This window comes from Bacillus sp. B19-2 (genome assembly GCF_022832475.1).
Taxonomy (GTDB): Bacteria; Bacillota; Bacilli; order Bacillales; family Bacillaceae; genus Bacillus; species Bacillus paralicheniformis.
This window is the reverse complement of sequence record NZ_JALHKQ010000003.1, coordinates 552,768-577,681: the sequence shown is the minus strand read 5'-3', so window position 1 is coordinate 577,681 and position 24,914 is coordinate 552,768. Positions and strand designations below refer to the sequence as shown.

The following is a 24,914-nucleotide window of genomic DNA, read 5'->3' as shown; positions in this document are numbered from 1 at the left end:
CAACCGTTTACCCAGGCATTAAGTCAAGCGTGCAAGTTGGATCGAGACTATGCCACAAACCATTTGGACATCAGACATTAAAGGCGTTCGTTGCTAACGGCTCCCACCAAACTGGGTGAACATAAGGGGAACGTGTTGGCGGGATGGTTGGGAAAAAATAAATGATCTCTGCAACAAGATAAGGTTTACTCTCCTATATACCTGTTATGGTTACGACAACCAGAAGTGCTACAGAAATGACTCAGCAATTGATTGCTTGTTTCATGGTGCATCTGCTGCAAAGCACATTTAAAGTAATATTTTTATAATTACTTCTTGACTTCAAGACTGATATCATTATAATAAACATTAAATACTAAATATTTAATACTTAAACTTTTGTATAACCTCGGGGGGATTGTATGACAAACGTGATGGTCTTAGGAGTTTTGCTAACATATGGACCCATGTCTGGATATGAAATACAACAAAAAATGCGCTCAGCCAAAACAAATGAATGGGCTTATGTAAAGCCAGCATCTATTTATCATGCTTTAAGAAAGCTTGAAAGCGAAAAATTAGTAAGCATTAAAACGATAGAACAGACAGGAAACCGTACCAAGGCAATTTATGAAATAACCTTATTAGGAATCAATACGTTTGATGGTATGGTTATCAATTCTCTCAAAAAACCTTCTGTTGTTTTTCCAACAGTCTTATACACTGCTCTTACATTTATAGACGAAGCCCCAAGGGAGCAAGTCATTCAGGCAATCAAAGTACAACAGCAAGGTATTATGAATATTTATGAAGAAATGAAAGAAGGGCAGGTGGAGAAAGAGAAAATGATGGAGGTACCTAAAAATGTGTTATTAATCTTTGAAAATATTTATGATCAATGCGAATTACAACTTGGATTTTTAGAGAATTTAATTAATACACTAGAGGGAGGAAATAAATCACTATGAAAAACAAAAAGAAATTTGCTTTATTGACCATTGTATTTGCCGTTTTTACCGATATGCTGATTTACGGGATTATTGTACCTATATTACCTGAATACTCCGCTACAATCGGTATTTCACAAACACAAATTGGTCTCATTTTTAGCAGTTACGCAGTAGCACTTTTCATTGCAACACCTATTCTAGGTACAATATCTGACAAATATGGAAGGCGAACTCCCATGCTATTAGGTACAATTGGTATGGTCTTGTCCTTAATTTTATTTATATTCACCACCAATATATGGATATTGATTTTAACCCGCATTATCCAAGGAGGATGTGCAGCTATAACATGGACAGCGGGATTAGCCTATCTTGCTGATTCACATCCACCCGAAGAACGTGGCAAAGCAATGGGAATATCTCTATCAGGTCAAGCTGCTGGTACTCTCCTTGGTCCTGTATTTGGTGGTTGGATTTTTCAACTTGGAAGCTTTGAAATACTTTTTCTGTTTGCCATATGTATAAACTTAATTGATGGGATATTTCGATTTTTATATGTAAAAGATGTTACTGGTTCTAAAACAAAAAATGTCTTATCTTCTTTTGGAATCCTGAAAGATCGTCAATTATTAATTGTTACAAGCATTGTTGTTATTGGAGCTTGCATCCCAACTGTTCTACAACCTACTCTACCCCTGCACTTACAGAACACACTAAACACAAATCCCGGTGCTATTGGATTGTTGTTTGCTGTACCAACGTTAGCATACGGTCTAACTACTCCTATTTTAGGAATTGTTTCAGGACGAATAGGAAATATAAAAACCATTATCATCGGCTTGATTCTTATTTCCGTATCTTTACCGCTTGTCGTTTTGCCAAATTCTATGCTGCCTCAAATAGCTGCGTTAGCTCTATTAGGAGTAAGCATGGGAGCTGTTCTTGTACCTTGCCTAGCCCACTTAACCAATATATCCCAATCCAGGGGAGAAAACTCATATGGCCTAACATTTGCTATTTATAATACAGCTTACTCCATCGGAATGATCATAGGACCGATGTTGAGCAGTAGTTTAGCCGAAGTTGTTGGTGTTAAGTTATCATATATATCAATCGGATGTGTCGTATTTATATATATGATTTTTATAAGCATCATCCTATCTCGCGGAACTCTAAATAACAATAATAACATACAAAAAAGTCAAGATTCTTCTTCTTAAACTTTATTGAACTTAAGCCAAAACTTAGACAAAAAACGATGAAAGAGTTTGAACTGGTTTTGAAAACGAGCAATCACCTGTTGAAAAATAAAGCTGGCCTGTGTTCAAGGTTTCTTTCCAGAAATTGCAGAGCGCTCACTGTCTCACCTAACTCTTGAAGCATGAACGAATAAAGGCATAAACCATCGTTGCACTCGTCCGGGTAGATAGGTCACCTGATTGGTGGCCTAATCCCCCCAGACAGATTTCCCGCACCGAGCTCTTCAGAAATGTTTTCACTTTGGTATGTATGTTTGATAAAGAGGACCAAGCTGCTGACACATTGGCGTGTTTCAAGCGAAAAGTTAAGGAAATATATGAGCATAGTGCTTCAAATCAAAATGTGCCAGTTATTTTGACCAATGACGAGGACATCAGTGCTTATACTCCCGATTCACGATTCGGTATCATGCATAACGAATTCGGCTTTCTTGAGACAGGAAAACATTGAATTTTCAATCCATGGGATAATTGAACCTTATCAATGACCGTTTTCGCTACATAATCTCCTTGTTGTTGTTTAAACATCGCCAATATGCCCATAATGCATGAGTCTGCAGCTTGTTGATCACCCAAACGTGGAGGTTGGGCTGTCAATACGCCTTCATACGGAAGTTGCATCCCTCAGCAGATGCTCTTTCATCAAATAGAGATTTCCATTGGCGCGTATCACACTGAGGTATGCTGTATTTTTGCAAGTCATCATCCAGGATGGAATATTTCGTCTCAGTGTCCAAGATCTCGATCGGTTGCGCCATCAAGTCTAGTGCTTATACAGAGCAACTTCCTTCTTTTGGGATTCTGAGAGGGGGTATCACTAAAAGATTATTCAAGCAGAGTTGAGACAGCTCGCAGCTTCTCAGTGAAGAATGGCTCGTTGCTTCGTGTCTGTTCAAAAAGTGGCGGGAAACAGAGCCGGCGAATCTCATCGTTGCGTTGTCCCTCCGCTGCTCACGTACGTCCTGTGTACGCTGCGCTGCTCGTGGCTGCCGCGCCTCGACCTTCTTGTCCCTGTTATGTCCTCCTTTTTGAACGAACACTAAAAGTGGAGGCATACAGATTTAACTTTCTTTTATCATATTTTTTATTTCCGAAATACACTTTAATTGAAGTTCACATTGTGCATAAATGTTTTGAAAAATTGCCTCAATATTACCAGGCATTTCTCCTATATAACGTTCTTTCTCTCTATATCCATTCTTCATGCTTTCATAAATGCCGATGATTTCTGTTTCCTGCTTCTCCAGCGCTTCCAACACCTCTTCATTTGATAAATTATCCACAAATGTCAAAGCAGTATATAAAGTGGTAGGAAAAACTAACGATGATTTGCTAAAGGAATCTATCAGCAATTTTCGAAGTTCATTTTCTCCGTCAGTTGTGATTTTAAAAATCGACTTTGTTCTTAATCCTGTTTGTTCCACGGTTTCCAAAACAACTTTGCCTTCAAAGCGCAGTTTCTTTAATGCATGATAAATGGATGCTGGTTTAACATAAGCCCACATATCCGTTTTGGCTGACTGCATCATTTGTTGGATCTCATATCCAGACATAGGACCATGGGTAAGTAATAATCCCAATACCATCATTCTAGTCATATATTATATCACCTCATGATTATTCAAATATCAAATACTAAATATTTACTGTTTTCTTATTAAATATACCACAAAGCTCTCTTTTTTGAAAGAAGAAAACAAGGGGGGGTTCAGAATATTGTCATGCTTATAATTAACCAGTTTACTTCCAACAAGAACATTACAACAGGCAAATCGATATAAAGAACCACCCATCAAATCGAATGGGCGGTATCAATGATTGCAGCTATTTTTCTTAATCGATTAGTCTTTTAATATTTTGTTAATTGGTACAGAAGGCTTTGGCAACGATTTTATGTTATCCATTGTTGCATTCATTAGTTCTGTAATAGGACTTCGAAGTTTTGCAGGTAATAAACTTTGTACATTCTCTCCCTATTGCTTAAAATCTTTCTTATCTTCACAATAATCAACGATCTTCGTCAGGAGTAGCTCCTCTGAAATTTGCGATGGAAGTACTGAAAAAATTAGATGTATTTGCACCAGAGACATTACATTCATGGTATAACCTAAATAAAACTCATAAATCTGAATACTTCTTCAAGTTAATGAATTCAATAAATAAACGAGCTAAAAAAGTCAACTTAGCACCTTTATATTAGTTTAAATAATTACCACGCTTTAGACGATGTCAAAGCATGTTTTTTGTAATGTTTATGGAAGGTAGCGAAGCCCATGCAGCTGTTTTGAATCTGCAAAGTTTCGCTCTATTTTTTCTTTTTTTATAAAGGATTTTTCCAGAGGCAGACAAACGATTTTGCCTGATCTTTTCTTTATGTTCCTCCCATATGTGTCTCGAAACGACCTTCTGATGGTTTTTCGATTTTGTACAGTTCTCAAGCAGAGGGCATGAGGCGCACTTTTCAGGATTTGATTTGTAAAATCTGTAGCCGTTTCGGTCGGTTGTTGTGTAAAAAAGTGTCTGCCCATCGGACATATGTATTGATCTTTTTCACCATCATATTGAGACTTCCACTTTGGAAATAAACCCCTTGTCGGATGAAAACATCTATGGGCGATAAAGCCAAAAATACGTCTTTCGGGCACAGAATCATGGACATTGCCTGGCGTTACATAGGCATCGGTGATGATATTGTATTTCATATCCGATGTTCGGTGATTCAAATAGAAAAAACCTTCGGGTTTGTTGTCACGGCTTTCGGGATCGGTTGTACTGTGGCGAATGTCTTTTTCAGCTTTCACCTCCTCTTTGGCTTCTAAGGGCTTTTTTCCGTGTGCTTCCCAATCTTCTTGGACGGCTTCATCCAAATCCTTTATATAGTTTTGTGTATCCTGTTCAATTCTTTTTCTCGTATATTTATGCTTATTGGCATTGGCTTTGAGGTGGGTTGAATCGGTGAAAAGGACACGTCCTCCTACCATATCGTGATTGATGGTCTGAAGGACAATTTCATCAAAAATGTCTTGAAAAATGGTTGTATTTTTAAAGCGGGTGCGTCTATTCCAACTGATGGTCGAATGATGTGGAACCGGATCATTGATATTTAATCCTAAAAACCACCTGTAGGCCATATTGTAGTAAATTTCTTTTTCAAGCTGTCTTTTTGAACGGATACCGTACAGGTATCCAATAAACATCATTTTGAATAAAATCAATGGATCAAGAGAGGGGTGGCCATTGTTTTCACTGTAGTAAGGCTTTACCTTTTTAATGATAAATGAGAAATCTATGTACTTGTCAATTTTACCGGAGCAGATGATCCTCTTCGACAAGTTGGTCGAGTAGTACAAATTCAGTTTCGTTCTGTGAAGAGTTCCTTGTGTGGAACATGGCAGACACCGTCCTTTTGAAGGCTTTTTTTATTATAAAATGAGGAAATGGATAATTTAAGGGAGAAAATGAAACAGGCTGTCGATTTTCTCGACAGCTTGAAGCTGACCCTTAACGGGCCAGCGCTTCTTTTTTAATAAATGGAAGTATGATCATCGATTTGTTCCAAAATCTCTTTCACACGGGCAAGGAATCTGCCGCAAACGAGGCCGTCAAGCACTCTGTGGTCGAGGGATAAGCACAGGTTCACCATATCTCTGACCGCGATCATGCCATGCTCCATGACGACGGGACGCTTGACGATCGATTCAACCTGCAGGATGGCCGCCTGCGGATGGTTGATGATCCCCATTGATTGAACGGATCCAAACGAACCGGTATTGTTGACCGTGAACGTACCTCCGCTCATATCCCCGCTCGTCAGCTTGCCGCTTCTGACCTTATGAGCCAGTTCGGAGATTTCTCTCGCGATGCCTTTAATCGTTTTTTCATCGGCATGCTTGATGACAGGAACGTAAAGCGCATCGTCAGTCGCTACGGCAATTGAGATGTTGATGTCTTTTTTCTGAATGATTTTATCCCCGGCCCACATGCTGTTCATTTGCGGGAATTCCTTCAGCGCCTGTGCGACCGCTTTGACAAAGAACGCGAAAAAGGTCAGGCCGAAGCCCTCTTTCTTCTTAAATTCGTCCTTTATTTTGTTGCGGTAGCTCACAAGACTTGTGACATCCACTTCCACCATTGTCCAGGCATGAGGGATTTCATGCTTGCTTCTGACCAAGTTGGTCGCAATCGCATGACGGATTCCGGTCACAGGAATCTCGACGTCTCCAGCCGCACTTTGAAGCGGTGCAGCTTGAGGGGCCGCTGGCGCCGGTTTTTGGGCGGGCTCACTCGCTCGCGCGGCATCTGTATCCGGCTGTTTTTCCGGCGCCGCATCAGCTTGAGGAACAGCTCCGGAAGCAATGATGCGCTGGATGTCTTTTCTTGTGATCCGTCCGCCGGCACCTGTACCTTCCACCTGCTCCAAATCGATGTTGTGCTCTCCGGCAAGTCTCAGCACCGCCGGGGAATAACGTTTTTTCTGAGATGTATCTTTCTCCTCCGGTTTGGCCGGCTCCGCCTCCGCTTGATCCGGCTTGGAGACAGCCTCAGCCTCCGGTTTCGCTTCTTCGTTTGTTTCGACTTTGCAGATGACGTCTCCGACTTGCAGAGTTTCGCCTTCCTTCCCGACAAGCTCGGTAATCGTTCCCGTGAACGATGAAGGGACATCAGCATTGACCTTATCCGTCATCACTTCAGCAATCGGATCGTATTTGTTGACGTGATCTCCGACGCTGACGAGCCATTTGCTGATGGTTCCCTCCGTCACGCTCTCCCCGAGCTGCGGCATTGTCATTTGTTCCACTGCCATACGATATGTCCTCCTTCGCTATATTAAAACTCAGCCAATTCTCTCATCGCTGCTTCCGCTTTATCCGGATTGACCATAAAGAATTTTTCCATTGTAGGAGCATACGGCATTGCCGGGACGTCAGGGCCCGCCAACCGCTTAATCGGCGCATCCAAATCGAACAGGCAATGTTCTGAAATGATCGCGGCTACTTCACTCATAATGCTGCCTTCCTTCGTATCTTCGGTCATCAGAAGCACTTTGCCCGTTTTGGAAGCCGCTTCAATAATCGCTTCCTGATCGAGCGGATATACTGTTCTTAAATCAAGGATATGTGCGGAAATCCCGTCTTTGGCAAGCCGCTCGGCAGCCTGAAGGGCAAAATGGACGCACAATCCGTATGTGATGACGGTAATGTCTTCGCCTTCCCGCTTCACATCCGCCTTTCCGATCGGCAGCACATAGTCGTCACTCGGCACTTCGCCCTTGATCAGCCGGTACGCACGTTTATGTTCGAAGAACAGGACAGGGTCGTCATCGCGGATGGCCGCTTTCAAAAGCCCTTTGACATCATAAGGCGTCGAAGGCATGACGATTTTCAGCCCGGGCTGGTTGGCAAATACGGCTTCAACCGACTGTGAATGGTACAGCGCGCCGTGCACGCCTCCGCCGTAAGGTGCGCGGATGACGATCGGACAGTTCCAGTCATTGTTGGAGCGGTAGCGGATTTTTGCCGCTTCCGAAATAATCTGGTTGACAGCCGGCATAATAAAATCTGCAAACTGCATTTCGGCGACCGGTCTCATCCCGTACATGGCAGCCCCGATTCCGACGCCGGCAATTGCGGATTCCGCCAAAGGCGTGTCCATCACCCGCTCTTCGCCGAACTGGTCGTAAAGACCGGCTGTTGCCTTGAACACACCGCCTTTTTTGCCGACATCCTCCCCTAAAACAAAGACGCGGGGATCCTTTTCCATTTCTTCTTTCATAGCCAAAGTGACAGCATCTATATATGACATAACTGGCATTGTTCTTCCCCCTTACTCCGCATAAACATGCCGCAGCGCATCTTCCGGATCTGCATAAGGTGCATGTTCAGCATAATCTGTTGCTTCATTGACGATGGTTGTGATCTCATCCGACATTTGCTTCTCAGACTGGTCGTCCAGAAGCCCTGTTTCTTTTAAGTAATGCGTGAATTTGTTAAGCGGATCATTTTTCTTCGCCTCCGCCACCTCTTCGCGCCCTCTGTAGCTTCGATCGTCATCATCGCTGGAGTGCGGGGTCAGCCGGTATGATATCGTTTCGATTAGTGTCGGACCTTCGCCTCTTCCGGCACGTTCCCTTGCTTCTTTAACCGCTTTGTAGACTTCAAGCGGATCATTTCCGTCAACGGTCACGCCAGGCATGCCGTAACCGACGGCGCGGTCGGAAATGTTTTCACAAGCCACCTGCTTTTCGTAAGGAACCGAGATGGCGTATTTATTGTTTTCACACATGAAAATGACGGGAAGCTTATGCACGGCCGCAAAGTTCGCCCCTTCATGGAAGTCCCCCTGGTTTGAAGAGCCTTCGCCGAACGTCACAAAAGTCGCGACGTCTTTCTTGTCAAGCCTTCCGGCAAGCGCTACACCAACCGCGTGCGGAACTTGCGTTGTCACCGGCGAAGAGCCCGTGACGATCCGGTTTTTCTTTTGACCGAAGTGGCTCGGCATCTGCTTTCCTCCCGAATTCGGATCCTCGGCTTTTGCAAACGCCGACAGCATTAAATCTTTTGCCGTCATTCCAAAAGCAAGCACAACGCCCATATCTCTGTAATACGGAAGCACATAATCGTTCTCACGGTCTAAAGCGAATGCCGCTCCGACCTGGGCGGCTTCCTGTCCTTGACAAGAGATGACAAAAGGAATTTTGCCTGAACGGTTTAAGAGCCACATCCGCTCATCGAGTTTTCTGGCTAAAAGCATGGTTTTGTACATGTCGATTGCTTGTTCATCTGTTAATCCAACTGCTTCATGACGGTTATTGCCCATTTTTTTCACTCCTTCATGCTTTCTAAAAATGAATCGCCTTTCCATCTACGGCAAGGGCGGCTTCTCCGATCGCCTCCGACAGCGTCGGATGCGGATGGATCGTTTGTCCGACTTCCCACGGAGTAGCGTCAAGCACCTTTGCCAGGCCGGCTTCAGATATCATGTCTGTCACATGCGGGCCGATCATGTGAACGCCCAAAATATCATCTGATTCGCGATCGGCGACGATTTTGACAAAGCCGTCCGTCTCACCGTACACGAGCGCTTTGCCAATCGCCTGAAACGGAAATTTGCCTACTTTGACGCTCTTGCCCTGCGCCTTCGCCTCATCCTCTGTCAAGCCGACCGATGCGGCTTCAGGACTTGAATAAATGCATTTTGAGACAAGCGAATAATCGATGGCGTGCGGGTTCTCGCCAGCAATATGCTCAACGGCCGTAATCCCTTCGTGGGAAGCAACATGTGCAAGCTGAAGGCCGCCGATCACATCCCCGATCGCATAGATGTGGGATTCTTTTGTCTGGTACATGCTGTTTGTCACGATAAAGCCGTTTTCCACTTGGATATCTGTGTTTTCCAGACCGATCCCTTCAACATTTGCCTGCCTTCCAACCGATACGAGCATTTTCTCAGCGGAATAGGTCTGTTTTTCTCCGTCTTTTTCAGCTTGAATGCTGACCGTATCGCCTTTCACCAATGTGTCGGGCAGCACTTTCGCTCCCGTGATGATGGTGATGCCTTTTTTCACCAGCTGCGTCTGCATTTCGTTAGAAATATCGGCATCTTCCGTCGGCAAAATCCGGTCTGCATACTCAATGACGGTCACGTCAACACCGAAATCGCACAACATGGAAGCCCACTCGATTCCGATGACACCTCCTCCGACAATCAGCATGGAAGCCGGAAGCTGCTCTAGTTCAAGCGCTTCGTCGGATGACAGTACGCTTTCCCCGTCAAGCTCAAGCCCCGGCAGCGACCTGGGCCTTGAGCCTGTGGCGATGATGACGTTTTTCGGTATGAGCATCTCATTCTCATCCCCATTCGCCATCTCAACGGAAACCGTCCCCGGCAGCGGGGAAAAAATCGACGGCCCGAGAATCCGTCCGATTCCTTCGTAAACATCGATCTTTCCTTTTTTCATCAAGTGTTTGACACCGTTGTGCAGCTGGTCAATTATTTTTTGTTTTCTGCTTTGAACTTGAGAAAACCTCAGGCCGACTTCAGAAATGACCACTCCAAATTCGTCCGCCTTTTTTGCTGTCCTGTAAACTTCCGCACTTCTAAGGAGCGCTTTCGACGGGATGCAGCCTTTATGAAGACACGTGCCGCCGAGTTTCCGCTTTTCAACGACGGCTGTTTTCAGCCCCAGCTGCGAAGCTCTGATGGCAGCCACATAGCCGCCTGTGCCCCCTCCAAGAATCACGAGATCGTATTCAGTTGCCATGACTTTCCCTCCTCTGGTTCGGATACTGTTTCGCCTCTTCTTCACCGTTCAATACTCGAAATGCACCTTCAGCCAATGCTTGAAGCTCATTTTCTCCCGGAAAGACGACGACATCCGAAATCCAGTCTATGTATTGTCTGATCGAGGTAACAAACGATTTTCCGTACGCCAGTCCGCCTGTCAAAATAATGACATCCACTTCGCCTTTTAAGACGGCGCTGGCCGCCCCGATTTCTTTGGCGATTTGATAAGCCATCGCTTCATAGACGAGCGCAGCCTTTTGATCGCCTTCCTTGATCATTTTCTCAACTTTTACCGCATCCGTCGTACCGAGATAGCCGGCGAGGCCTCCGCCGCCGACAAGCATTTTCATCAGCTCGCCTTTCGTATATTCGCCGGAAAAGGCCATTTCGATCAGATCACCCGCAGGAATGGTTCCGGCCCGCTCCGGACTGAGCGGACCTTCTCCGTGGAGGCCGTTGTTGACATCGATCACCCGTCCGTGGCAATGGACGCCGGTCGTAATGCCGCCTCCCATGTGGGTGATGATCATTTTCATATCTTCATACCGCTTTCCAAACTGCCAGGCCGCTTTCCTCGCGACAGCTTTTTGGTTGAGCGCGTGAAAAATACTACGCCTTTCGATGGCCGGCGTGCCGGAAATCTTTGCGACAGGGGCCATTTCATCCACAACAACGGGGTCGACGATAAAAGCGGGAATATTTAATCCGTCGGCAATCTCCCTGGCGATGATGCCCCCGAGATTTGATGCATGCTGCCCCGCATAGCCGTTTTTCAAATCGACGATCATCGCATCATTGACTTCGTAAGTGCCGCCTTCAATCGGTCTGAGCAGCCCTCCCCGGGCGCAAACGGCATCCAATTTAGAAATGTTGATTCCCTGTTCATGCAGGGTTTCGAGTATCGCCTGTTTTCTGAACGAATATTGATCAATAATGGTTTGATATTGCTGTAACTCAGTCTCGTCATGACGGATTGATTTTTCGAAAATCGAACGGTCATCATGAAAAACGCCGATCTTTGTAGATGTTGATCCCGGATTGATGACGAGAATACGTTTTTCCTGTACCTGCATTGATATAAAACCTCCAATAGCGAATAGGGGTTATGATCTTAACGTCTGCTTAAGATGTGATGGCCGTTTTGCAAAAATTGACTTCTCGATTGGCGCATGCGCTCAATACGTTCTTCCGCCAAGCGGTCAGCGGCCAAGTATGTCGGAATGCGGTCGCGATTTGAAATTTCAAGGACGCGTTCAATATTTCCGTAGATGCCTTCGACTTTTTTCAGGGCACGCTCCGAATTATATCCGTAAAGCTCGTCAGCGACATTGATGACACCGCCGGCATTGATGACATAGTCCGGGGCATAAACGATGCCCATGTCGTGGATTTGATCCCCGTGGCAGGTTTCTTTCAGCTGGTTGTTAGCTGCCCCGGCAATCACTTTGGCTTTCAGCTGCGGAATCGTATCATCATTGATTGTCGCTCCGAGGGCACATGGCGCATATATATCGCACTCCTGTGAATAAATATCATCCGGATCGACGGCACGGGCGCCGAATTCGGCGACTGCGCGTTCGACCGCTTCTTTATTGATGTCAGTCACGATCAGTTTCGCGCCTTCTTCGTGGAGATGGCGGCACAGATTGTAGGCCACGTTTCCGACGCCTTGGACGGCAACGGTTTTTCCTTCAAGCGAATCTGTCCCGAAGGCCGCTTTTGCCGCCGCCTTCATCCCTTTATATACCCCGTAAGCCGTTACCGGAGAAGGATTGCCTGATGAACCGAAAGCAGGCGAAATGCCTGTAACAAAATCTGTTTCGTCATGAATGATGTCCATATCTTCAACGGTTGTACCGACGTCTTCCGCGGTGATGTATCTTCCGTTCAACCCTTGAATGTAACGGCCGAAAGCGCGGAACATTTCTTCGTTTTTATCTTTGCGCGGATCACCGATAATAACGGTTTTGCCTCCTCCGAGGTTCAGTCCGGCCGCCGCGTTTTTATAGGTCATTCCCCGCGCAAGGCGCAGCGCATCTTCAATTGCGGCTTCTTCACTTTCGTATGTCCACATTCTCGTGCCGCCGAGAGCCGGCCCGAGCGTTGTATCATGAATCGCGATGATCGCTTTTAATCCGGACTGTTTATCTTGGCAAAATACCAATTGCTCATAGTCATACTGTTCCATATATCGAAATAGTTCCATTTTTTATTCCTCCTCTTGTCGTGCTTCAGACGTACACAGAGCCAAAGCAATCGAATACAGCTTGTTTTCTGCGGAATCGGCCCTGCTTGTCAAGGCGATGGGCGCTTTTGCCCCTGCCAAAATAGCTCCCACTTTCGCACCCGCAAAATGAATCAATGATTTGTAAAGGACATTGCCTGTTTCAATTGAAGGAACAAGCAGGATGTCGGCCTCTCCCGCTACGATTCCGGAAATGTTTTTATGCCGGGCGGCAAGCGGTGAGATCGCATTATCCAATGCGAGAGGCCCGTCAACAATGCAGTTTTTGATTTGGCCCCGATGATTCATCTGCGTCAAGGCGGCTGCATTCAATGTCGCTTCCATTGCGGGATTCACCGTTTCCACCGCGGCGAGACAAGCGACTTTCGGCATTTGCACGCCGACCGCTCTCGCCACGCCGACTGCGTTTTCTAAAATCTGTTTCAGCCCATCGAGCTTGGGGCTGATATTCATTGCCGCATCTGTTACATAAATCAGCCTCTCAAACCCGCTGACTTCAAAAGCTGCTACATGTGACAGAACGTGCGAGGAACGGAGCCCGTACTCTTTATTCAAAACGGCTTTTAATAGCACGGCTGTCGGGACATTCCCCTTCATGAGAACATCAGCATTTCCGCTTTTGACAGCTTGAACAGCAATTCTCGCCGAATCCGCCGGCGATTCCGAATGAATGATATCCACGTGCCGTTTTGAAATGTTCTGTTCTGTCATCATATGCCTGATCTTTTCTCTGTGCCCAATCAGCAAGAACCGGGCAAATTGCTTGTCGACCGCAAGTTTAACTGCTTGCAGCACTTCGTCATCTTCTGCATGTGCGACGGCGACCGTTTTATTGTCAAGCTCCGCCGCTTTTTGCAATAATTGTTTCAGCTTCATAGTACCCACCTTTCTTAGCAAACATCCGCCCACTATATCATGCAAGTTTCGTGCCAGTATAAAAAAAGCGGTTCGGTACTGTGATCCTGTTTACAGTTTGCATGATTTTGCACTCGTTTTGCAATTTATTGCATGCTATCTTTTGCAAGATTGTATTTATCCATTTTGTAATAGAGATTGCGAATACTGATTCCAAGCGCTTTTGCCGTTTTCGTTCTGTTGTATTGATGCTTTTCAAGCGTTTCTTTAATGACATGAGCTTCAAACCGTTCAACCGCATCAGACAGCTTTTCATCTTCAACCTCAGGGAAAGCTGCACCGGCTTCCGCCTTTTTTTTCGGGCGCTCTGCTTCAGGCAGGTGTTCGAGATCAATCCATTCCATTTGCGGTTTTAAAAAGATCATCGCCCGCTCAAGGACATTTTCAAGCTCTCTGACATTCCCCGGCCACTTCCGTGCTTTTAACGATTTGAGCGCGTTTTTCGTAAGCCCCTTTACATTGCGTCCGTATTCTTGGTTGATCTTCCCAATCAAATGCCTGCTCAAGTCTTCGATATCCTCTTTCCGCTGCCTGAGCGGCGGAATCGATATCGGATAGCGATTGATCCGGTAGTACAAGTCTTCGCGAAACCTGCCCTCAGCGAGCGCTTTTTCAATATTGACGTTTGTCGCTGCGATGACCCTGACGTTCACAGGGATGGGTTTGGTCCCGCCGACTCTGACAATTTCTTTTTCCTGAAGAACGCGGAGGAGCTTCGCTTGTGTGTTTTGCGCGAGCTCTCCGATTTCATCCAAGAAAATGCTGCCGTTGTTCGCCTCTTCAAAAAATCCTTTTTTCCCGCCGCGGCGCGCGCCTGAAAAAGCGCCTTCTTCATAGCCGAACAGCTCTGATTCAAGCAGTGATTCCGAAATGGCCGCACAATTGACGCGGACAAACTTATTATACTTTCGGTCACTTTCGTTATGTATGGCATGGGCAAAAAGCTCTTTCCCCGTTCCTGATTCGCCTCTCAGCAAAATCGTCGCAGGCGTCTTCGCCCCCAATTTCGCCTGTTCCAGCGCGACAAGCATCTGCTCGCTTGAACCGATGATGTCGGCAAATGTATATTTCGCCTCGAGTGTGCGAATAATCTGGCGCGCTCTGTTCAGCTCGTTTGTGAGCGATTGAATTTCAGATACATCGTGAATGACGCCGACGCTCCCTTTTAAAATGCCGTCGACGATAATCGGCGCGACATTGACGATCACTTCTTTTTTATTAGGGCCGACTTTCATTCTGACCCCTCTGACAGGGCGCCTCGTTTCAAGCACTTTCAAATGCATACTTTCCCCTTCGGATATGTCGGTATTGGCCGGCTTCCCGATCACCTGGTCTTTTGTCAGGCCCGTCATCTTCGTATACGCCCTGTTGATCATCATCCCGTTTCCGTTTTCATCAACGACCGATATCGCTTCATCCGAAGATTGAATGATCGCTTCAAGCATCGTTCTGACTTCCTTCAGGTTGGTCACCTCTTCAGCCAGCTCGACCGCATCGGTAATGTCCTTAAATATGCTGAGCGCCCCGAGCAGCGTCCCTCCGTCATCGATAATCGGAATTCGGGTCGTGACGATCTGCCTGTTCGGATGGAGAAATTGCTTTTGATGATACTCAGGCTCTCTCGTATTGAGAATGCGCGGCAGCTTCGTCGTCGGGATCACGCTTTGAATATGCTGGCCGATCGCTTCGCTGCGCTTTGTTCCGGTCATCACTTCCGCCATTTTGTTAAACAAAATGATCTCTTCGTTAATGTCGATAAAAATCATGCCGTCATTCATAGAGTTGAAAATACGGTCGTGTTTATACGTCTGCTCTTTTAACATTTGGATGAGCTGCTGCTTTTCGTTCATCAGCTGAGAGATGATATAAGCGAGCGATCCCGGCACCACGATCGTACTGTCGTGCTTTTTTCGCATCAGCTGCTTTAATACGCCGGCGTCTCCGGTCGTTTCAATGATGATATCGATCTGTTCTGTGATGTATGGCGTCCAATCGAGCGCCGTTTCGATATCGTTTTTTTGCGCGATGAAAAGCCCGGGCGCTTCCGGATTTTTATCGATGACCGCCTCGATATGCATCGTCTTTGTTTTCAACAGCACATCCAAGAGAGCGGTCCCCCCTTTTCCAGCACCAACGATCAGTACTTTTTGCATCATCCCTTTACCCCTTTGTATGAAAAATTTTGCACACCTTCACGTTCACTTGCAACAATTTGCACAACATCTATGTTATCATGTTTTCCTTTCTTGACAAACTTTTTTTTCAAATAGACAATAAAGGTAAATCATTGGTAAGGGGATTCGTGTATGGGGAGAATGATCGCACTGCTCGTTTTGCTGATACCGGGAGGCCTGGCTGCTCTCGGAATTAAATTGATGCGCGACACTGTTTTCGGCGTTTTGATCAGCCCGTTTCAGATCCTTTGGCTTCAGGGGCTGGCGGGGCTTATATGCTTCGCAGGCGGCCTTTATTTATTAGGCGGATTTATTCTATACAGAGACAGAAAGCGCAATCAAGTAAGCCCCCGTTTCAGAAAAAAGCAGAGCGGCCGCGAGGTGTGATCTCTGCGAACGGAAAGCAAAAAGCCGCAGATACTGTCTGCGGCTTTCAGATTGTTGACAAAATCCCAAAACGGCTTTTAGTTTTGGGATTTTGTCATCCTTTCAGCATGTCACATCTCGGCTTTTATTTTTAACGCTTTTTCGGGAAAATCGGTGAAAAAACCGTCAATTCCTTCAGCAATCAGCTTTTTCATCTCCTCTTCACGGTTGATGGTGAACGGCCTGACCGCTTTTTGTTTCAAATGGGCGTTTTTGATCATGTCAGCCGACATTGAACGGCGGTACGGATGAAATCCTGCAGCCGGAATCATTTCAATGTACTCCTCTGGCTTGTAGATGACATCCATGTAAAGCGCGGCCAACTCGATACTCGGATTCAGTCTGCTGCATAACGCAAGGCTTTCATGATTGAATGATGAAAGAATGATCCGGTCTTGAAGACCGTACGCTTCAATCATCGACATCACCTTTTCTTCCATTCCTTCATAACGGATAATGCTGTTTTTCAGTTCCACATTGAGAAGAAATTTAGCATCTGCCGCCCACTCAAACACTTCTTCAAGGGTCGGCACCGGGACAGAGCCGGTTTTTTCGGAAAAACGGTGGCTTGCGTCTCCGCGTTTGATCTCCTCATATGTAAGATCCTTCACATATCCTTTCAGCGAAGTCGTCCTGTCAAGCTTTTCATCATGTATCACAACAAGACGTCCGTCTTTTGCCATTTGTACATCCAATTCGATGCCGTCTGCACCGATGGCCGCCGCGTGCTTAAACGCCGCCATTGTATTTTCGGGAAAAGTGCCTGAAGCTCCTCGGTGTGCAAATATTTTCGTCATCTCTGGTTCACCTCTATAAGAATTGCAAGTTTATATCCCATTATGAAGGTCTTACTGTTTTCTTTCCACACATAAGGCCTTTTTTAACATAAACATAACACAAGAACCCCGGTTATATACCGGGGCCCCTTCTGTTATTCGTAATAAGCTGCAACAGCGTCAGCAATCGCGTCTGCCGCTTTTTCCTGATATTCCGGACTTTCGAGTTTATCTGCATCAGTTTTGTTCGTGATAAAGCCGAGTTCCACTAAAACACTCGGCATTTGAGAATTTTTGATGACATAAAACCCTGATTCTTTTACACCTCTGTCCCGAGTGCCAAGCGCATCCGGAAGGCGTTCTTGAATGTTAGACGCCAGCCGTTCGCTGTCAGCGGCTTGATACGCAGAATCGAAGTATGTTTCTGTACCGGACGCTTCCGGAACGGCTGAGTTTGCATGAATGCTGATCAGCAAGTCTGAAGCGTTCTTGCTCGCTTTGGCCACCCGATCTTCCAGCGTCAAAAACGTATCATCCGTTCTTGAGGCGATTGTGGCGGCTCCTTCTTCCTTCAGTTTTTCATCAACCAGCTTTGCCACTTCAAGGTTGACATCTTTCTCAAGCAGCCCGTTTCCGACCGCGCCGCTGTCTTCGCCCCCGTGACCTGCGTCAACATATACCGTCTTCCCGGAAAGCGGCTCAGCCGCAAAAGCAGCTGGAAAAACCGCAATAAACGAAAACAGCAGCAAAACAAAACTCCTCATTAACAGTTTCACGATTTGTTCCTCCTACAATCCCTTTTTGCAAACGGTCATTCTTTCTTTTTCATTTCTTCAAGCTGTAATGTTCCGTCCTCTGCTTTCGTGTACTCCACTTTTACCTTTGTTCCATCCTTGATCCCTTTATATTTGTCCCGTTTTTCGGGAGGGACCTGAAACGTCGTTTCTTTGCCGTCAATATTGACGGCGACGGTATGCTGATCCGCCAAACCGACAAAGGTGCCTTCTTTCACAAACGTTTCCCCGCCTGTTCCTTGTCGGCTCTCATCGCCGCTTTGCCCATTATGTTGCGTTGTGCCGCAGCCTGCCAATAGCAGCATAGCGAACAAAACAAGGATGACTCCTTTTTTCATGTCGACCACCTCGCCCGCTGAATTTTTTACACCCCGTACCTTATCTTTAATACCCGGCGGCTGTAAAGCAGGCCGCTGCAGCAAATATCCGCCCGATTTACCCGTCCAACGCCCCAACGATTTCCGAATTGTTAGAAGCCACCCGCTCAAAAACGCCTGTGAAAAACGGTCTACTCAAGGCGGAAAATGGTTGTCATCTGGAAGAAATCAGATCTATTTCATCATTTTTATTTTTTTGTATAAAAAAACGTCTTTTTTCATAAGAAAAAAGACGTTTCATGCGGCTTTCGCTTTATATGATTCAGTCTATGCCGCCAACGCACCGGGCGTGAGACAAACTTTGAAAAATAGACGGATACACCGAAAGCTGGCCGCATGCTATGTAGTTTTTGTCAGAACTTGCAGGAATGCAAGTACAAAAATTCTTTTATTTTAAACATTTTTTAAAGCCCGGCTGCTTCATAGTCCTTCATAGCGGATGATTTAGTAGCGCTGCTCCTTCCGCAGTTCTCATGCTTATATTTGCTGCTGCACAGCCTGCTTCCGGTCCCTTGTTGACGGCGCCTCTTTAATCTTTTTGGCAGGGACACCGGCTATTGTAATGTTTTCCTCAGTGAAAGATTTGTTGACTACGGCATTTGCGCCAATCGAAATGCCGTCGGCAATGTGAATGCTGCCAAAGAGCTTTGCTCCCGGACCGATCCAGACATTGTCTCCGATTGTTGGAACATCGTGGTGAGCGTGATTTTGCCCGATGTTAACCCCTTGATGAATGTCACAGTTTGCACCTATTTTTGCATTGCTGTTTACGATGAGCAATCCGTAATGGTTGATCCTCAACCCAGGACCGAAAACATTCACCGGGATGTCAAATCCGAGCTTCAATCCTCTCTTTTTATGCAGATACCGGTAAACATGCTTGAACACTTTGGAGTTGGCATTTGAGTAATATTCATGTTTGCGCAAGGCTATCTGATACTTCCAAATATCATCGCCAAACCATTTAGGCCTTTTCCGACTTGAGATTCCTAACGCTTTCTTGTCTTGTTCGAGATAATAGCGAAGATCTGTTTTCATAAAGATCATCATACCACCTGCTTATTTCATACTTTTAAGTCGAGATTGGCTTTTCGAAGGGTTTTACATTCCCCGTCATCTATTTCCTACATTAAATTACTAAAAAGAAAAGGGAGCCCCTTTTTTAGTTCATCCTCGTAAAAACCAACCCAAGCGTTAAAAACATTACTGTAAAATTTCCCTTTGAAATACCGTGTTCCATCGCGATCAGAAAATTTGTTACTGAAAACTCCAGAAGAAGATTTTACACATTTTTATGATTTGCTGTTTTTGAATGAGCTTGTCACTTGGACAATTGATGTATTGAACGCAGTCGGATGTGCAATCACCTCAGATGAATGCGATGCAGAAAATACCGGCGCTGCTGAAATAAGTAAACCAACACCCAGAGTCGCACCAGTTAATAATTTATTGACTTTCATTTTAAAACAACTTCTTTTCCATTTATTTCATTTCAATTTCATCTTATAACATGCAGGCATGTCTAAAAAGTGCATAAATTACAATATTTCAGCATTTTTTTGATAAGCTGTTAGGCTGACTTTACAAAATACACAACGTGCTGAAACACAAACAGTACATTTAAGAGCAAAAAAACGGCCTCGTTTATAAAAACGAGACCTTCAAATACTGTATGAACCCCTTCGGATCGCAGCACAATTCATCGCAATAAGGGCGAAAAAATTCATCGGAATGACGATAAACTATTCGTTAGAAACAGGTCGACAATTCAACGGTTAAATATTCGTCAAAACTGCGCCATGTCAACGTTTAAGAAGCCTTATGCTCCAGTCTCAGCTTGTCTGCGACCATCGCGATGAACTCACTATTGGTCGGCTTTGCTTTTGACATGCTGACTGTGTAGCCGAAAAGTGACGAAATCGAGTCGATGTTGCCTCTGCTCCATGCGACTTCGATGGCGTGGCGAATTGCCCGTTCGACGCGGCTTGCCGTCGTGTTGAATTTTTTGGCGATATCCGGATAAAGCACTTTTGTAATGCTTCCGAGCAGTTCGATGTCGTTATACACCATGGAGATGGCTTCCCTTAAGTATAAATAGCCTTTTATATGAGCGGGCACACCGATCTCGTGGATGATGGTCGTGATGCTGGCGTCCAGGTTTTTCTTCGGCGATTCCGGCTGCGGCCGAAGCACACTGCTTTGAGAAGACGGGGCGCGGTGTGTCAATTGAGACCCGTTTCCGCTGACCTGGCGGATATGGCCGACTAAGTTCTCCATGTCAAAAGGCTTCAAAATAAAATACGACGCTCCCAAATCTACAGCTTTTTTCGTCACGTCTTCCTGGCCGAACGCCGTCAGCATGATGACATTCGGCTGCTTTTTAAGCTGCGATTCCCTCAGCCTTTCAAGAACGGCCAATCCGTCGAGATGAGGCATGATAATATCCAGCACAAGCACATCGGGCTCCTTGTCTTTAAACAACGAAAGGCATTCCTGTCCGTTGTATGCGACACCAAGCACTTCCATGTCGCTTTGCCCCTCGATATATTCGCTTAATAGGCCGACAAGCTCCCTGTTATCATCAGCAACACATACTTTAATTTTCTCCACGTTTCTTCCTCCCCAATGTGTATGTTGATAAATTTCATCATTCTTTTTCTAATATGTTTAATTCGACAGCACCACTTTATTCCCTTTTTTTAAAAATGGTTTTTCCAATAATAGTGGTATATCTCGCTTTTTCTCCGTTTTTTTCTTATTTTCTCGATTTTTCGACTCGAAATGCGACTTGACAAACCGGGGAACGTGAATTTGTCGAAAAATCTTTTCTTCTTTCATTTTAACGCACAACGCGCAAGAAAAAAAGACGAAATCAAAAACTGCCGGAGGAATCCGGCAGTCAGCTTGCTTTTTCTTTTTTATAAATATCGATTCCCGCTTCAGACAGCATCCATTCAATATGCACGCCGTATCCGCTCGTCGGATCATTGACGAAAACGTGAGTTACGGCGCCAATGATCTTTCCGTTTTGGATGATCGGGCTTCCGCTCATCCCTTGAACGATGCCTCCTGTTTTGCTCAACAGCCTCGGGTCGGTGATTTTCAGCACCATGCCTTTTGTAGCCGGAAACTTCTGAGGTGTCGTACTGACGACCTGAATATCGAATTTCTCGACTTTGTCGTTTTCGATGACCGTTAAAATTTGGGCAGGGCCTTCTTTTACTTCATCTGAAAATGCAATCGGAATGGCTTTGTCAGCGATGCGGTTTTTGATTGACTCGTGAAGCGTCCCGAAGATCCCGAATGGGCTGTTTCTGTTGATATCACCGATCACTTTTCGTTCTGATGCGAAACGGGCCAGTTTCTCTCCGGGATTTCCGCCTGTTCCTTTTTCAATCGAGGTGACGGTCGATTTCACGATTTGCCCTTTTTCAACAACGATCGGTTTTTTCGTATCCATGTCTGAAATGACGTGACCAAGCGCTCCGTATTTTTTCGATTTCGGCTCGAAAAAAGTCATTGTGCCGATTCCTGCGGCAGAGTCCCTGATATATAAGCCGATTCTGTATTTATCTTCAGCCTGGTCTTTTTTCGGAATGAGCTTCGTTTTGATTTCTTGTTTATCTCTTTTAATCGACAGATGTAAGGTTTCTCCTGTTTTCCCGGCCTTTTGAATAAAAGGGGTAATGTCATTCATTTTTTCAATTTTCGTGCCGTTGATTTCGGTGATAATGTCGCCTACCGCGATTCCGGCTGCTTCACCGGGCGATTTTTTGCCTTCAGAGGTATTGATTTGATGAAAACCTACGACCAATACGCCAACGGAGTGAAGCTTTACACCAATTGACTGCCCGCCGGGGACCACTTTCAAATCAGGCAGGACATTTACTTTCGTTTTTTTAACTGGGAATCCGGCAAAATCATAGACGAGTTCTGCCTTTCCATTCTTTTCACCTTTTATTTCCACTTCGCTTTGATTTTCTTTCAGTGTGAATGCTTCCGATGATCCATCTTTCGGAGCACTGACGGATAAACTCGTTTCAACCGCACGGGTACCCGTCTCAAAAATGTTCAAGTTTTTTGGGATTACAATGTATTCTTTCACCGGTTTGTAAAATCCTACACTTATTAAAGAAACAAGGAGAATCATACCCACAACTTTTCTGATTTTTTCAACATCCACCTTTTCACTCTCCTCGCACCTAACCCACACCATATAAAATTTCTTTCGCTACATTCATTACTTTTGCCTTTCGGACAGCGATTTATAACTGCGGACGGAAGAAAATCATTGGATAAAATGATAAGAATGAGTTTGTATAAGAAAATGCCGACAAAAAATAAGCTGTTCAAGATGAACAGCTTATCCGGTAGTTTTAACAAGCTTAGCTTGGTTCAAAAGTTCTTTCGCATGGCGCTTCGTCAGATCCGTTACTTCAACTCCGGCGATCATCCGTCCGATTTCCGCTATTTTTTCCTGTTTTGACAACGGTGTGACGCTTGTCGTCGTTCTTCCGTCTTTTGACTGTTTCGTAATCAAAAGGTGGGTGTCAGCCATCGCGGCCACCTGCGGCAAGTGGGTAATGCATAAAACTTGAGAGCCGATCGAGACGCGGTGTATTTTTTCGGCGATCGCCTGTGCGACTCTGCCGCTTACACCCGTATCCACTTCATCGAAAATGATCGAGGTGACATCCTGCTGAGCAGAGAAAATGCTTTTCATCGCCAGCATGATTCTTGACAACTCTCCTCCAGATGCAACCTTTGACAAAGATTTGAGCGGTTCTCCCGTGTTTGTTGAGATTAGGAAATGGACGGTGTCAATGCCGTGCTTTGTGAGCTGAACCGGCATACCGTTGACGACGGGTGCATCATCATCCCGTTCCGCTTTTTTCACCTGAAATTCCGTATCGAATGTCGATTTTTCCATATACAGATCTTTCAATTCCTGCTGAATCTGTTTGGCCAGTTTTTTCGCCCATTTTTTTCTGATTTCGGACACATTGGCGGCTTCAATCGCCACATCCTTGCCGATTGATTCGAGTCGGGATTTTAAAGCCTGCAAGTGGCTGTCCCGGTTTTCAATCCGATCGATCTCTTCCTCTATCTTAGCCGAATAAGCTTGGATATCTTCGACAGTAGCGCCGTATTTGCGTTTCAGCTGTTTGATTTCGTTTAATCGCGATTCGATATAATCGAGGCGCTCGGGGTCGTATTCGAGTTCATCCAGCATATTTCTGATTTGAAAAGTTGAATCTTCGAGAATGTAGTATGCGTTGGCCACCGATTCAGATACTTTATTGAGCCTTTCATTGATGCCTGAGACGTTTTCAAGCTCGCTTGAAGCCATGCCGACCCAGTCAAGCCCTGCCTGCTCGTTGCGAAGCGCATTATAGGCATTTTGCAGGGCTTCGTATATCTTTTCAAAATTTGCGATTTGACGGCGCTCTTCCTGAAGAAGCTCGTCTTCTTTCGGCTCAAGGTTTGCAGATTCGATTTCATCAAGCTGGAACTGTATTAAATCGAGTCTGTGAGCCATTTCCTGCTCGCTTTCAGAAAGCTCTTTCACTTTTTTCATGACGTCCATGTAGCGGCTGTAAACTTCCTGATACGCTTTTAAAGCATGCTCGATTTCTTCTCCCGCAAACCTGTCCAGAAGCTGAAGATGGTGCTCGTCCTCCATCAGCAGCTGATTGTCGTGCTGCCCGTGAATGTCAAGCAGCAGTCTGCCGACTTCCCGCAAAGCGGCAATGGTGACAAGTTTTCCATTGACGCGGCAGATGCTCTTACCGTTTGCGTTAATATCTCTCCTCATGACGATCATGTCATCCGAGGCTTCAATCCCCAGTTCTGTGCACAAATCAAAAACCGGATGGCCGCTGTCAAGGAGGAATAGCCCTTCCAATTCGGCTCTTTTCTCGCCATATCTGACATATTCGGACGAGCCGCGGCCTCCGACAAGCAAAGAGACGGCGTCGATGATGATCGATTTTCCGGCCCCGGTTTCACCGGTCAGAACCGTCAGCCCTTTTTCAAAAGATACGGTTAATTCTTCGATAATGGCAAAGTTTTTGATCGATAATTCAGCTAACAAGCTTTCATGACACCTCTTTTCAGGCCTTCGTTTATAAAAGCTCCAATATTTTCTTCTGTACGATTTTGGTTTCATCATGCGTCCGGCAGATGATCAAAATGGTATCATCTCCGCAGATCGTTCCCATGATTTCTTCCCAATCCAAATTGTCCATCAGCGCCCCGATCGCCTGCGCGTTGCCGGGCATTGTTTTTAAAACGATCAGATGACTGGCTGAGTCGATTTTGACAAATGCGTCCATCAATGATCTTTTTAATTTGGAAAGAGGATTAAAGCGCTGATCAGCAGGCAGACTGTATTTGTAGGAACCGTTGTTTGTCGGCACCTTGACCAAATGAAGCTCTTTAATGTCCCGCGAGACGGTGGCCTGCGTCACATTATAGCCGTCTTTCTTTAAAATATCGACAAGCTCATCCTGCGTTTCAATTTCATTGGCGGTGATAATCTCCCTGATTTTAATATGCCTTTGACCTTTGTTCATTTCACACCTCGTTTTATACACAAATTGTGTATGTTTATACATTTATGTTAAATGATTTTGTCGGAAAAGTACATGTTTGCAGTAAAAAAGGAATAATAGCCCGCTATTATTCCTTTTTGCGTGCCAGCCACCCTCGCATTCGCCGTACGGCTCTCAAGGGT

21 protein-coding genes and 3 pseudogenes are annotated in these 24,914 nt (G+C 45.4%); 4 read left to right on the top strand and 20 right to left on the bottom strand.

The window, feature by feature from the left end:
- The first annotated feature begins 401 nt into the window (after positions 1–401).
- Positions 402–947, top strand: a complete 546-nt coding sequence (locus tag MST20_RS15370) for a PadR family transcriptional regulator (RefSeq protein ID WP_243943222.1) — start codon at positions 402–404, stop codon at positions 945–947.
- Complete coding sequence (locus MST20_RS15365; protein ID WP_243943220.1) at positions 944–2,149, top strand: MFS transporter; 1,206 nt, start codon at positions 944–946, stop codon at positions 2,147–2,149. The genes MST20_RS15370 and MST20_RS15365 overlap by 4 nt, the downstream gene beginning before the upstream one ends.
- Positions 2,150–3,249: 1,100 nt before the next feature.
- On the opposite strand, the gene MST20_RS15360 is transcribed toward MST20_RS15365, so the two are convergent.
- The gene (locus MST20_RS15360) at positions 3,250–3,786 is read right to left on the bottom strand and encodes a PadR family transcriptional regulator (protein WP_243943218.1); all 537 of its coding nucleotides are present in this window, start codon (positions 3,784–3,786) and stop codon (positions 3,250–3,252) included.
- Between the two features lie 422 nt (positions 3,787–4,208).
- Here MST20_RS15360 and MST20_RS15355 point away from each other — a divergent pair.
- A pseudogene (locus MST20_RS15355) lies at positions 4,209–4,388 on the top strand (glutamine amidotransferase); the annotation flags it as partial.
- A gap of 61 nt (positions 4,389–4,449) precedes the next feature.
- Here MST20_RS15355 and MST20_RS15350 read toward each other — a convergent pair.
- From MST20_RS15350 to MST20_RS15310, 9 genes and pseudogenes are all read right to left on the bottom strand, one after another.
- Positions 4,450–5,578, bottom strand: a pseudogene (locus MST20_RS15350) (transposase); the annotation flags it as partial.
- Positions 5,579–5,711: 133 nt separating this feature from the next.
- Positions 5,712–6,992 carry a dihydrolipoamide acetyltransferase family protein gene (locus MST20_RS15345; protein ID WP_243943216.1) on the bottom strand — a complete coding sequence of 427 codons (1,281 nt, stop codon included), beginning with the start codon at positions 6,990–6,992 and terminating at the stop codon, positions 5,712–5,714.
- Between the two features lie 23 nt (positions 6,993–7,015).
- Positions 7,016–7,999 (bottom strand): alpha-ketoacid dehydrogenase subunit beta, encoded by a 984-nt coding sequence (locus tag MST20_RS15340; RefSeq protein ID WP_243943214.1) that lies wholly within the window; start codon positions 7,997–7,999, stop codon positions 7,016–7,018.
- 12 nt (positions 8,000–8,011) lie between these two features.
- Positions 8,012–9,004: a thiamine pyrophosphate-dependent dehydrogenase E1 component subunit alpha gene (locus MST20_RS15335; protein WP_243943212.1), complete on the bottom strand. Its 993-nt coding sequence runs from the start codon at positions 9,002–9,004 to the stop codon at positions 8,012–8,014.
- A gap of 22 nt (positions 9,005–9,026) precedes the next feature.
- Positions 9,027–10,448 (bottom strand): dihydrolipoyl dehydrogenase, encoded by a 1,422-nt coding sequence (gene lpdA, locus MST20_RS15330; protein ID WP_243943210.1) that lies wholly within the window; start codon positions 10,446–10,448, stop codon positions 9,027–9,029.
- Positions 10,438–11,544: a butyrate kinase gene (buk, locus tag MST20_RS15325; RefSeq protein WP_243943208.1), complete on the bottom strand. Its 1,107-nt coding sequence runs from the start codon at positions 11,542–11,544 to the stop codon at positions 10,438–10,440. The genes lpdA and buk overlap by 11 nt, the downstream gene beginning before the upstream one ends.
- A gap of 38 nt (positions 11,545–11,582) precedes the next feature.
- A complete protein-coding gene (bcd, locus tag MST20_RS15320) occupies positions 11,583–12,677 on the bottom strand; it encodes a Leu/Phe/Val dehydrogenase (RefSeq protein ID WP_243943206.1) in 1,095 nt (364 codons plus the stop codon).
- 3 nt (positions 12,678–12,680) lie between these two features.
- The gene (gene yqiS, locus MST20_RS15315) at positions 12,681–13,592 is read right to left on the bottom strand and encodes a phosphate butyryltransferase (protein ID WP_165427527.1); all 912 of its coding nucleotides are present in this window, start codon (positions 13,590–13,592) and stop codon (positions 12,681–12,683) included.
- 125 nt (positions 13,593–13,717) lie between these two features.
- A complete protein-coding gene (locus MST20_RS15310; RefSeq protein ID WP_243943435.1) occupies positions 13,718–15,784 on the bottom strand; it encodes a sigma-54 interaction domain-containing protein in 2,067 nt (688 codons plus the stop codon).
- 153 nt (positions 15,785–15,937) lie between these two features.
- Here MST20_RS15310 and MST20_RS15305 point away from each other — a divergent pair, with 153 nt between their 5' ends.
- Entirely contained in the window at positions 15,938–16,192 is a 255-nt protein-coding gene (locus MST20_RS15305; RefSeq protein ID WP_152847012.1) for a DUF2627 domain-containing protein, read from the top strand.
- Between the two features lie 110 nt (positions 16,193–16,302).
- Here the strand turns inward: MST20_RS15305 and MST20_RS15300 are convergent, their stop codons facing one another.
- The 10 genes and pseudogenes from MST20_RS15300 to ahrC all read right to left on the bottom strand — a co-directional run bounded on the left by MST20_RS15300 (position 16,303) and on the right by ahrC (position 24,753).
- On the bottom strand, positions 16,303–17,028 hold the full coding sequence (locus tag MST20_RS15300; RefSeq protein WP_243943204.1) for a glycerophosphodiester phosphodiesterase: 726 nt from the start codon (positions 17,026–17,028) through the stop codon (positions 16,303–16,305).
- Between the two features lie 134 nt (positions 17,029–17,162).
- On the bottom strand, positions 17,163–17,783 hold the full coding sequence (locus MST20_RS15295; protein WP_243943202.1) for an N-acetylmuramoyl-L-alanine amidase family protein: 621 nt from the start codon (positions 17,781–17,783) through the stop codon (positions 17,163–17,165).
- Positions 17,784–17,818: 35 nt separating this feature from the next.
- Positions 17,819–18,139 (bottom strand): hypothetical protein, encoded by a 321-nt coding sequence (locus tag MST20_RS15290; RefSeq protein WP_243943200.1) that lies wholly within the window; start codon positions 18,137–18,139, stop codon positions 17,819–17,821.
- A gap of 516 nt (positions 18,140–18,655) precedes the next feature.
- Positions 18,656–19,225 (bottom strand): serine O-acetyltransferase, encoded by a 570-nt coding sequence (locus MST20_RS15285; RefSeq protein ID WP_243943198.1) that lies wholly within the window; start codon positions 19,223–19,225, stop codon positions 18,656–18,658.
- 77 nt (positions 19,226–19,302) lie between these two features.
- Positions 19,303–19,458, bottom strand: a pseudogene (locus tag MST20_RS15280) (LCI fold-containing protein); the annotation flags it as partial.
- A gap of 12 nt (positions 19,459–19,470) precedes the next feature.
- Positions 19,471–19,638 carry a hypothetical protein gene (locus MST20_RS15275; RefSeq protein WP_243943196.1) on the bottom strand — a complete coding sequence of 56 codons (168 nt, stop codon included), beginning with the start codon at positions 19,636–19,638 and terminating at the stop codon, positions 19,471–19,473.
- Between the two features lie 349 nt (positions 19,639–19,987).
- Complete coding sequence (gene spo0A / locus MST20_RS15270) at positions 19,988–20,788, bottom strand: sporulation transcription factor Spo0A (RefSeq protein WP_003183361.1); 801 nt, start codon at positions 20,786–20,788, stop codon at positions 19,988–19,990.
- 289 nt (positions 20,789–21,077) lie between these two features.
- The gene (gene spoIVB / locus MST20_RS15265; protein ID WP_105980359.1) at positions 21,078–22,394 is read right to left on the bottom strand and encodes a SpoIVB peptidase; all 1,317 of its coding nucleotides are present in this window, start codon (positions 22,392–22,394) and stop codon (positions 21,078–21,080) included.
- A gap of 147 nt (positions 22,395–22,541) precedes the next feature.
- Positions 22,542–24,272, bottom strand: a complete 1,731-nt coding sequence (recN, locus tag MST20_RS15260) for a DNA repair protein RecN (RefSeq protein WP_243943194.1) — start codon at positions 24,270–24,272, stop codon at positions 22,542–22,544.
- A 31-nt stretch (positions 24,273–24,303) separates the two neighbouring features.
- Positions 24,304–24,753 carry a transcriptional regulator AhrC/ArgR gene (gene ahrC / locus MST20_RS15255; protein WP_243943192.1) on the bottom strand — a complete coding sequence of 150 codons (450 nt, stop codon included), beginning with the start codon at positions 24,751–24,753 and terminating at the stop codon, positions 24,304–24,306.
- Positions 24,754–24,914: the final 161 nt, after the last annotated feature.

Coding starts and splice junctions, on each gene's coding strand:
- bcd (WP_243943206.1), bottom strand. CDS start 12,677: ATGGAACTATTTCGATATATGGAACAGTATGACTATGAGCAATTGGTA.
- spoIVB (WP_105980359.1), bottom strand. CDS start 22,394: ATGGTGTGGGTTAGGTGCGAGGAGAGTGAAAAGGTGGATGTTGAAAAA.
- MST20_RS15340 (WP_243943214.1), bottom strand. CDS start 7,999: ATGCCAGTTATGTCATATATAGATGCTGTCACTTTGGCTATGAAAGAA.
- MST20_RS15275 (WP_243943196.1), bottom strand. CDS start 19,638: ATGAAAGTCAATAAATTATTAACTGGTGCGACTCTGGGTGTTGGTTTA.
- MST20_RS15285 (WP_243943198.1), bottom strand. CDS start 19,225: ATGATCTTTATGAAAACAGATCTTCGCTATTATCTCGAACAAGACAAG.
- MST20_RS15290 (WP_243943200.1), bottom strand. CDS start 18,139: ATGAAAAAAGGAGTCATCCTTGTTTTGTTCGCTATGCTGCTATTGGCA.
- MST20_RS15345 (WP_243943216.1), bottom strand. CDS start 6,992: ATGGCAGTGGAACAAATGACAATGCCGCAGCTCGGGGAGAGCGTGACG.
- buk (WP_243943208.1), bottom strand. CDS start 11,544: ATGCAGGTACAGGAAAAACGTATTCTCGTCATCAATCCGGGATCAACA.
- MST20_RS15310 (WP_243943435.1), bottom strand. CDS start 15,784: ATGCAAAAAGTACTGATCGTTGGTGCTGGAAAAGGGGGGACCGCTCTC.
- yqiS (WP_165427527.1), bottom strand. CDS start 13,592: ATGAAGCTGAAACAATTATTGCAAAAAGCGGCGGAGCTTGACAATAAA.
- ahrC (WP_243943192.1), bottom strand. CDS start 24,753: ATGAACAAAGGTCAAAGGCATATTAAAATCAGGGAGATTATCACCGCC.
- MST20_RS15335 (WP_243943212.1), bottom strand. CDS start 9,004: ATGGGCAATAACCGTCATGAAGCAGTTGGATTAACAGATGAACAAGCA.
- MST20_RS15300 (WP_243943204.1), bottom strand. CDS start 17,028: ATGACGAAAATATTTGCACACCGAGGAGCTTCAGGCACTTTTCCCGAA.
- lpdA (WP_243943210.1), bottom strand. CDS start 10,448: ATGGCAACTGAATACGATCTCGTGATTCTTGGAGGGGGCACAGGCGGC.
- MST20_RS15370 (WP_243943222.1), top strand. CDS start 402: ATGACAAACGTGATGGTCTTAGGAGTTTTGCTAACATATGGACCCATG.
- MST20_RS15305 (WP_152847012.1), top strand. CDS start 15,938: ATGGGGAGAATGATCGCACTGCTCGTTTTGCTGATACCGGGAGGCCTG.
- MST20_RS15365 (WP_243943220.1), top strand. CDS start 944: ATGAAAAACAAAAAGAAATTTGCTTTATTGACCATTGTATTTGCCGTT.
- MST20_RS15360 (WP_243943218.1), bottom strand. CDS start 3,786: ATGACTAGAATGATGGTATTGGGATTATTACTTACCCATGGTCCTATG.